This is a genomic window from Pseudovibrio sp. POLY-S9 (genome assembly GCF_001431305.1).
Lineage (GTDB): Bacteria > Pseudomonadota > Alphaproteobacteria > Rhizobiales > Stappiaceae > Pseudovibrio.
Map to the genome: position 1 here is coordinate 1 of NZ_LCWX01000204.1, position 9,437 is coordinate 9,437.

Annotated in this window: 4 protein-coding genes; all 4 read right to left on the reverse strand. The window is 52.4% G+C overall.

Annotated features, from left to right (window positions below; all coding sequences use genetic code 11):
* Positions 1-1,727, reverse strand: a 1,727-nt coding sequence (locus PPL9_RS20695; protein WP_057464465.1) for a hypothetical protein, incomplete at its 3' end; no start/stop codon positions are given.
* A 67-nt stretch (positions 1,728-1,794) separates the two neighbouring features.
* The gene (locus PPL9_RS20700) at positions 1,795-6,684 is read right to left on the reverse strand and encodes an LPD38 domain-containing protein (protein WP_057464466.1); all 4,890 of its coding nucleotides are present in this window, start codon (positions 6,682-6,684) and stop codon (positions 1,795-1,797) included.
* Entirely contained in the window at positions 6,674-9,217 is a 2,544-nt protein-coding gene (locus PPL9_RS20705; RefSeq protein WP_057464467.1) for a hypothetical protein, read from the reverse strand. The genes PPL9_RS20700 and PPL9_RS20705 overlap by 11 nt, the downstream gene beginning before the upstream one ends.
* Before the next feature lie 3 nt (positions 9,218-9,220).
* Positions 9,221-9,437 (reverse strand): hypothetical protein (locus tag PPL9_RS32510; RefSeq protein WP_161831402.1); only part of this gene is annotated, 217 nt, incomplete at its 5' end.

The following is a 9,437-nucleotide window of genomic DNA, read 5'->3' on the forward strand; positions in this document are numbered from 1 at the left end:
GTGCAGTATCGCGAATGTGCTCTCCGCGCATTAATCAAACTGCCATCCGCTGCATAGATCCCTTTTTGTGTCACCGCATCTGCATTCCTTGCCACATCAGCTCCGTTGGCGTTGATAACGGCACCACGCCAGGCATACACAGCAAACGCCCCAGCATCTCGCGCAGACGCATCATTGCAAGATAGAAATGAAGCTTCCTCCGCACGGATATTGTGCCGTTTACACCCTTTTGCTTTCCCGGAATTGAAGTAGACCGTCGATCCCATAGACGACGAAATGCCATATCTTTCTGAATAGCTCACATCCGCTCCAGCCGCGATCGCAATAGATCCCCTTCGGGCTGTGATACCTGTGGCATCGACACTTGATGCAGTAGATCCGTTAGATCCCGCGTATGTGAAGACCGCATCAACAGCAACTAACCGGCTTCCAAGATTTGCATAGGCGCCGGTGTAGCCGGCTCTCTTGATCCCGCAGCCCGCAGAAACAACCATCTGAGATTGCGTAAGAATTATACCGCGACCACCGTTACCATTTGCATCAATCAAGCATTCGAGGCGGGGCATAAATGCGTCTTTACCAACGAACAGATCCACGTCATCACCTAAAGCCGATGAAACAGGCACTTCATCATCTTCTGAAGCAATAACGAAGCCTCGAAAATCCCCTCCGTAATTCTTCGTTGCTGAACTGATCACATATCCAGCTTCAATCATCAGCGTAATGCTTTGCCCTTCAACCAACTTAGATCTCCCAAGCTTATTTAACGCAGTTTGTAAGTCGGGAAAGTCTGTTGGAATCCCCACAATCAAGGGTTTAGCCACAAAGAGGGGGCGCCCGCTCAGGAAAATAGGGTCGTCAGCTGTCAGATCAATTTCACCCAACTCAAACTTGAGTGGCGAATGATTGTCTTCTCCAGATTTTCGAGACCAGCGTACCCTGCCATTCTTACCGTCGTAATAAGAACGAGCCAAAGACCCGTCATCATACTCCGCATTATAAGGCCCCATAGTTTGGTAACCAGTTGTATGATTTAGGCTTCCATCAAATGATTGAGCAGCAAAGGGCCCAGCGACACCCTCCTTATCAGCTTTATCTTTGAGGGCATCCAGCCCAGCAATCTTCTCGCCCAGCTCTTTCGCAAGCTTGACTTCGGTCACGGCACCATCGGGTACAGTGCCTTCAGCCACATCCTGAACCAGCTTCTCAGCCCTTGCCGCATTCGCCTGTGCATTCTCAATTGCATCAAAAGCAGGCCCTGCTACCGGGTCTCCATCTTGATTAAATCCAGTTACCCTTCCCGCTCGCTCGGCTGCGGGAGGATACGCACCAATCTTCTCACCATAAGGTACTTGAGGTGCCCGATTTTCCAGATCATTGATATCGCGCCTTTGCTCCTGGTCATTCATCCAAGAGCGATCTAACTCAGTATCCAGATTTCGGGAATTAAGCCGTCCAGACTGAGTAACACTTGTTTTTCGCTTAAGAACCGTAGTTCCCTTCACTTGCAAGACTGATGCAGCAGCCAAACCAACCTTGAGGATCGCTTGCTGTTCTACCAAAGAGTAGTCAGCGCCACGGGCCAACTTCCTAAAACTCGCCCCCTCCAAAACCAACACCGAAACATCAGCATCATCCTGATAGGGAAAGGCAACCGGGAAATGCGTTTGGCCAGCTACAGCGATGTATTCGAAAATTCGCGGATTGTATGGAAGGCGATCAGTCATAAAAAAACCCGTCAGGATAGAATTTTGCTGTTCTATCCTGACGGGCTCAAGCAAAGGTCAACCGTGCTTATCTCCTGCCTTTGACCTCAGGTTTTTCCTTGCGCGGGATTTTGAAACCTCCGAGCTCAAAGCCTGCAGCCTCTGCGCTCGCCTCCAGATCCACCGTTACCGCGCCAGATCCATCCATCAACACACGCTCTCGCAGCTCTGGCCACCTTTCAAGAACAGTCCCAAGAGGCAACACTTTGCGCGTAGCAAATCGATCGGCCAGAGCTTTAGCCAGGACGGGTGACAACTCCTGCAATTCAATATGATACGTGCGAGTATCAATCGCTTTTTGATGAGCCCAGCCTGGCACACCCAGTGCAATCAAAGCATTGCGGGTCTCCGCCATGGCTAAATCTGCGAGGATATCATCAGCAGCCCCACGATCACCCGCAGAAATCTCACGCATGTTTTCCTGAGCAAAAGCATTGGTGATGTAAGGCCCAGTGAGTTCACGTCGCAGCGCCCCGATCGCACGCACTGCAGACCGCGCACGCTCTAAAGGATGTAACCGCCGCGTGCCTGCTGGCATCATCGCAAGGGTCACATAAGCCCGCCTCTCACTATCCAAAGAGTTCAGATACTCATCTGCTGCAACATCATCTCCCCCATCAGCAAGAGCACGAAAACTGAGTGCTGCTCTTTCAAACTGGCCCGTACTTGGCGAAACCAGATCCCAGAACTTGGAGACAGAGTTGGAGCCCTTACTGGCATCCTTAACAAACCGCCTCAAGAAAGGCGCATCATCCGGGCTCTGCCCTAACGCAGTCTCATCAGTGTAATCGTAAAGCGCCGCCAGGTTGCGCCCCCATCCGCCAAAAGCATTAGTGAAAACCTTCTCTGTTATAAGAGGCGACCAGCCTAAAGCCTCCCCGAGCTGCTTTGAAAAAGCTCGGGTTCTTGCTGTGTATTGCAAGGCTGGCTCCAGCGCTTGCAGTTGATCTGACACAATCTGTTGTCCTGTGAAAAAGTCCTGATTGCTCTTCAGCTCAAAGTAGGTTTTTACGATCGGATTACCTTCCATCACAGACGGCGGCAGTAAAACCGTTGTCAGATTGGAGAGATACCGCTCAGCAGCAAGTGGATCTCCCTTTGCAAAGGCATCGTAAGCAGCCTCCCCGATATTGACAAACACCGCGAGCTCATAAGGTTTGGGGACAGCTATCCACTTATCGCCAGTCTTTACCATCCAATGAGTTGCGCGGGTGGTATCGCTAATCTCTTCAAACTCTGAATGCTGGCTCATCAAAGCGTAAAGCCCCATACCGGCCAGGACAACGCCAGAGAGTTTCACCCAGGCTTTTTGGGCGGTTCCCAGGGCCGCCTCATCTGCAGTTGTCAAAACATCGCCCTGCAGTTTCTTCACATATGGCAACACCATGTGTCGGCTGAATTTGTCCAGACCCTGCAGCGAGGCATTAAAGAACGGGATCAAACGATTAAGCGCCACCATCTGAGAGCCGCGCCGGTCAAAATTGATATGATCCCGAGAACGCCAGACAGCCTCATAAGCCGCCTCGATCTCCGTAAGCCCCCGCGCCTGGGCCTGCTCTTTGAAGGTACGCATCAAACCAACACGTACGCCTGTTTCTGACAATTCAGTAAATTCTAGGACACTCTTCAGCTTAGGAACACGGCGGCCCTTCCATCCTTTTTTTCTCAGCCCTTCAAGATCTCGCTTCAGCGCACCCTCACGCACAGAAGCAGCATTAGCCCCTCCCATGATGCCGCCCAGGCTATTGTATTCCTTGGCTGCCTGACGATTGAAGACCTCATCACCAACCCCCTTGCCAATATTTTTCAGCACCTTGAACGGCTCATCGTAATAAACAAACGAGGTCATAAGATCGCGGGCACCATTCGCCAGAATAAACTCTGGCGTTGTGGTAATGCCGGCACGCAGTACCGAAGCAGAAGCCCCCATCATCCGGATAAGCATGTGATGCTCTACAGGGGCGAGCATACCAAAGCTGGCCATAAGCTGATTACCAAACTCACCATCAGCAAGGCGCAGCGCCTGGACCTGGCCTCCACTTCTGAAAAACAGAATCGACTCGCCCTTAGTGTTTGTCACTGAGGGGCGAAACAACGTGGCTTTGCTATCTCCAAGCAGCCCCTCAAAGCTATCGGTCATCAGGGTAATTTCTTCCGGCATCAAACCAACGCTACGCCCAGCACTCTTCAAAGCTTCCAGCGGATCAACAATCATAGCTTTCAAGTCATGAGCCGGCACGATCTCAGCAATGCGCCCTGCACCATTCCCCACACGCCGTGCCAGCTTTGCAAGTGCCTTGATCGGCTCATTGCGTGCGATCGCTGCATTGGTTTCATAAGCATCTGCCATCAAGGTCTCCAGCGGATTGATGACGTCCCGTGTTGAACCCTTAAAATGCTGGCTCCCCATGGAGCTCCCTGCGGCAGACTTACCGCCGCGCGCATTCGCTTTAGCTGCAGGATCACCATCATAATCAAAGGCACGAAGACCAGGAACATAATCACGGATCTTCAATCCAGCCTGATAGGTTTCCTGAGCAATCAATCCAGCATCGAGCTTCTTTTTCCAGAGCGCCTGGTTAAACTCATAAACCTTCGCTGCAGCTGAAGGCCATTGCGGGTTTGCAGCTTCGGCCTCATGAATATTCTGCAGGTGATCGCCAAGGCTAAGTTTGTCCGGAGGATTGGGGATCTCGCCTTTTTTGTAGCGCTCCCATTCAAAAATAGCGCGGCGGCTCCATAGATAAGCGCCAAACTTTTTCATCACAGCTTCATCAAAGGATGAAAAAGCATTGCGGCCAGGCCCATGAGCTTCCACGATGGCATCCCGCAAACTTGCGCTTTCTGGCTTCAAGCTCTCATACCCATGCACGCCATACATGAGATCCATATGGCCAGACTGTTGAGAACCCCGCGCCATGTCTGCCAGCTTGCCGGCATCATCCTTCACTTTCAGATCCAGAACCTTGCCGGTACGCGCCTTGTGAATTCTGGCCAGCTCCCGCACGGCTCGATGTATAGGGTGAAAATCGTCTAGGAGCCCCGTATAGGCGTTATGGAGATTGTCGGCTATCGTCGCACCCAAACCATAACGTTTGGCCTCACTGGCGAACTTCTGGCCCGTTCCAAGCGCTTTATTCGAGACAATAGAGGTTTCAACTGCCTGCTGTGACGGCATTTGTAGATATTGGCTATAAGCGTCAACAACCTCATCAAGCCCCTTGAGAAGCTCTGGATCATCTTTTTGTAGCAAGCCTCGGAACTCTTTGAAAAACTTCTGAGCATTGGTTTCCACATAGCGCGGGTTCGTCATCGCCAAACGGAAGAACTCGGCAAATCCTTCAGTGAGTTTGTTGTCCGGGGCAACACCTGGATAAGCAAGCGCCTCAACCTCTCGATAATGACGCTTCATCAATGCCACGATGGGTTTGCCCAAACGCTCCTCGATGTGGTGGCCAACTTCGTGAGAGAAGGTATCAAAGTCATCTTGCGACCTGATACGCACAACGCCCGATCGGACACCATAAGTCCCCATAATACGAGAACTTTTTGAACCCTTCAGAGAGAAACGCTTTTGCCTGGCAGCAGCAATACCAGCCAGATCCGCCAGCCGGTTAGAAACATCACGAAGACGGGTAAAGGGCGCAGCAGCATCACCAGTTTGAGAGTGAGCGATGCCATCTTTCGGCCTAGCAAGTTGCCCCTCTGCACCTTGCAATCTGGGTTTAACATCACCTGTAGACTTCCCCTCTGCATCTAGCGTCTCTTTCTGGGAAGCTGAAGTGACTTCTTTTTGCTGAGCAGCAAATTTTCCCTTACTGCTTTGCTCACCCCGTCTTTGCGGAAGCAAACCTGCATCACGTGAGAGCCGGTCTCCCAACGCTTCAACCTCTTCGACTACATTAGATGCCAGATCAGGTTTAGCGACATCTTCGAGAAGCTCATCCTTGCCAGAACGGCCCACCATTCCTTTTATTTCATCACCAGCATCCGCCAACAAGTTGCCAGAGACTTCCTCAGAGCCTGGCTCTCTTTCGAAAACCTCAAACGCCTGTGAGATCCGTTGTTCTGTAGTTTGCTCCGGTAGCGCATCAGAGGCCTCAACATTGACACCCCGTGAAACTGGCTCTGCAGGAGCCTCATTCTTCTCCAGAGCAGCAAAGCCAGTTTCAATACGACTATTCGCAGTTTCAGCACTTTCAGCTGCAGGCCGGTTATCGATCACATCCTTCTTGTAGATCGTGAGTTCTAAAGGCGCTTGCCCGCTCGGATTATCACCAACAGGCTCCCGGATCGCATTGTCGATCGGCACCTGAGGTTTGAGCTCGGCATTCTCAATGCTCTCCTCCAAAGTCCCGGCAAGGTCTGAACCGCGGCCTTTGTGCGTTAGCGGGCCAGCCGCACCACCAACCGCGGCTCCAAGTGCAGTGGATGCCGCAAGCTGGACAGGATCAATCTTTTCCCGAAAGCCGGCCCCCATCTCAATTCCTTGAATGGCGCTGTCTAGCACCAGATTTGCCGCTCCCGCATCGACTGCCCCGGCAAATATTCTTGCCCGCAACCCTGTTAATCCAAGTTGCTGGATCGCCTTGGCACCAAGCCCCAGGCCAATAAAATTCTCTACAGCAACCGCTGTCCCAGAAAGCTGCCCCGTGAGCGCCGTAGCCCCCTCCAGAAACCCGTCCCAGTCTTCAAAATCTGCATAGTCCTGATTGAACGCCATACGATCAGCAGGCCGTGTCGTATCTTTAAGAGCCCCATGCAATGTGTAGTATCGTTGTGCCGCTTCATAGTTGATCGCAAAACGCTCGCCCAAAGATCGGCGTGGCCCTTGCATCAAAGAAGAACCGGGAGCATCAGCAAGGGCGGCAAATGGATTTTCTGGAATTGTTTCGGATGAAATGAGGTTATCGTCCACGGCGATACTCCCTTGCAAGTTCTTCAATCGGGATAAAGGTCTCTCCATCAGCGCTTTGATGGGTCACACCATCTTTGAACTTCCGCTCTTTTCGCGTTTGCAAGATCTGCTCGGCAGCTCCCTTGCCAAAGTACTCATCAAACTGCGGAGCTAATGAGGGATCAGAAATCAGGAGCTTCACCTGCGCCTCATTCATTGGCGTGCTCTCTTGGCTGGCCTCTCGCCGGTTTGCAGCAACTTCCTCGGGGTTGGGCATGCCCTGCAATCGTTCAAAGGCTGGCCGGTCATCTACCCATCCAACCGCACGGTTCGCCTTCTCGATTTCCATCGCCTGCTCTAAGGCGTCCACATCACTGCGCAGAGGCGCACTGCCTTCTTTTACCGTGCGCATAACTGCTAGAATGTACCGGCGAGACATGGTATCCAGCCCCCGGCTTTCCGCCATCTGCTCCAGGACTTCTTCGGTGTGCCCACCAAACTGCCCATAAAGGGCGTCTGCATAGCTTTCCAGATCTGGTTTTTCTTCCGCAACAAAATCAGCGAACCCATAAAGAACATCTTTGACTTCAACCTTGGTCAGCGGCGCTCTGGCCGCCTCAGGCAACCCCATGGCCTCCTGAGCCTCCATACGTTCATTGATCAGATTCTGGAAACTCTCAGGATCCCCCTCAATCACACTGGCCTTGGTATCCTGCAGTTCCTCAAAAGCCTGCTCAGCTGCAAGCGCCGGATCGCTTCCTCGCAACTTCACTAGCGCCTTGGCTGCCTTGGCAACAGATCCATAAAGCGCCTCCTGGCGAGCGTAATCAGAAGCACCTGCAACAGGCTCAAGCTCAGTAAGCCGCCCCATAATGTCTGCAGTCGGTAATTGAGCCATTCCCGTTGTTGCATCAAAGTATTTGCGGGCATCCTCGCGACCATCCAGCCACTGCTCTGCAGCCACTTCACCAACCACAGAGGAGACTTGCTCCAAAGAAAGATCCTCTCCCCCGTACTGGATGCCAACGCCCTCAGCTTCCATGCTTGCCAGATCACTTTTAATCAGGCCCTTAAACTTCGCTTTCTCAATAGAACGCTCACTATTGAGCTTCGCGGCCTCAGACCTTGCAGCTCCCTCAATCTCTCTTGAGAGCGCTTTGACCGTCTTGTAATCCAGATCAGCAAGTGGCCCTTTTCCGGAGCCCCAAGCATCAACCAGGCCATTTGCATACTCTTCTTTGGATTTAGCATCTGGCAGATCCGCAGCGATGCCACGCACACGAGAGATCGCAGTGGTCTCTATAATTTTTTCCCGGTGCCGAGAGGCATCTTTTGCACTAATTGCACCATTCGCCTCCGCACTATCAACGATCCCAGAAAGCGCAACAACACGCGCCTGCAGGTTCTTATCAGCCTCCTCATCATCACCAGCAATATAAGCTTGCCGCTCCAGCGATCGGAAACCCTCTGCAATGCTGTCATCTGCAGCTGTTGCACGCTGTGTGAGTTCTCGCTTTGCTTGCTCCTTATTGGCCTTTCGTTCATAAATCGCCCGCCTGGTCACAAAGGTTTTTTGTGCAAGCTCCTGAGCCTCTTCAGGAAGCGCGGCCAGCGTTTCCTTTTGGATCTCATCAATCGCAGCCGTAAGAGCTACAGGATCACTCTCATGCTCATCATAGGCAGCATTTATAGATTGATCGATTTCAGCTGATAAGCGCCAGGAAAACGCAGAAAGAGCAGCACGATCATGCGCGTCACCTTTCTGTGTTCCATCCCGTTTGAGTTCTAAAGCTGGCCCCTGCTCTGTTTTGGTCTGCAGGCCCATTTTCTTCCAGGCCCACTGACGCACTTGTCCCGCAGTCTTCCCAGGCAAAACACTCGGGTTTGCCTGCAGCATTGCATTGGCTTTCTTCTCACCAACAACAGACGTAAGCACATCAAGGATTGGTGCATCTGATGAGGCACCAAGAACCCCTTTAGCTCCTGCAGGCCCAAGGAAGTATCCCAGATAAACGTCCCCATCCGTTGGGCTAAACCCTGCAGCTTTCAAGCCGCCTTGGATCTTGGAAAGATACCCTCCAGCCAGTTGCCGGCTTAAATTGCCATCCGTCCGAAGTCCCAACAGCTCTGCATCGGTTTTGCCTGCAGCTAGATCCGGCCTCTGTCCTTTGATCTCTTCAAGCCAGGTCCCCTCAATAAACTGGCCGGCACCTGTCGCGGTTGAGAGCTTGTTCTTAGCATTCGGATTACCGCCGCTTTCACGGCCAATCACGCGATCAACCAGAGAAGCGTTGACGATCGCCTCAGGACTATCAGGAAGCGCAACACCTGTTCCAGCAGAAAGACCGGCCTGCCGCCCCTCCTCTGTCCCTTCTCGGATCTGCGCTTTGACTTTGATCTCACCAAGTGCTCCAGACAGGCTGGCAGCACTACTTGCCGCCCTCAACCAGGCTTTTTCATTTCCAGGAACAGCAGAGCCAGGCTTCATGGAAACTTGGCCGCGCCCGTTCACGTCTTGCAATCGTCCAACTGTTTGACCGCGCCTATTCGTCATTATTTAACCCGCCAGTTTCAAACCAAGATTTGCGCCTTGAGCAAAGGCCGCTAACCCACCAGCTCTGCGGGTAGACTTTGCGAGCCCTCGATAACCAGCTGCGCGAGATCGATGCAGAGCTCGTCTCGCACTGGTGTCAGCACGATCAATAGTGAGCTCCTGCGCAGTATCGCTTTCAAGGTTCTGCCTGGTGTCTTCAGCAACACCGCCAGAAAGGTCT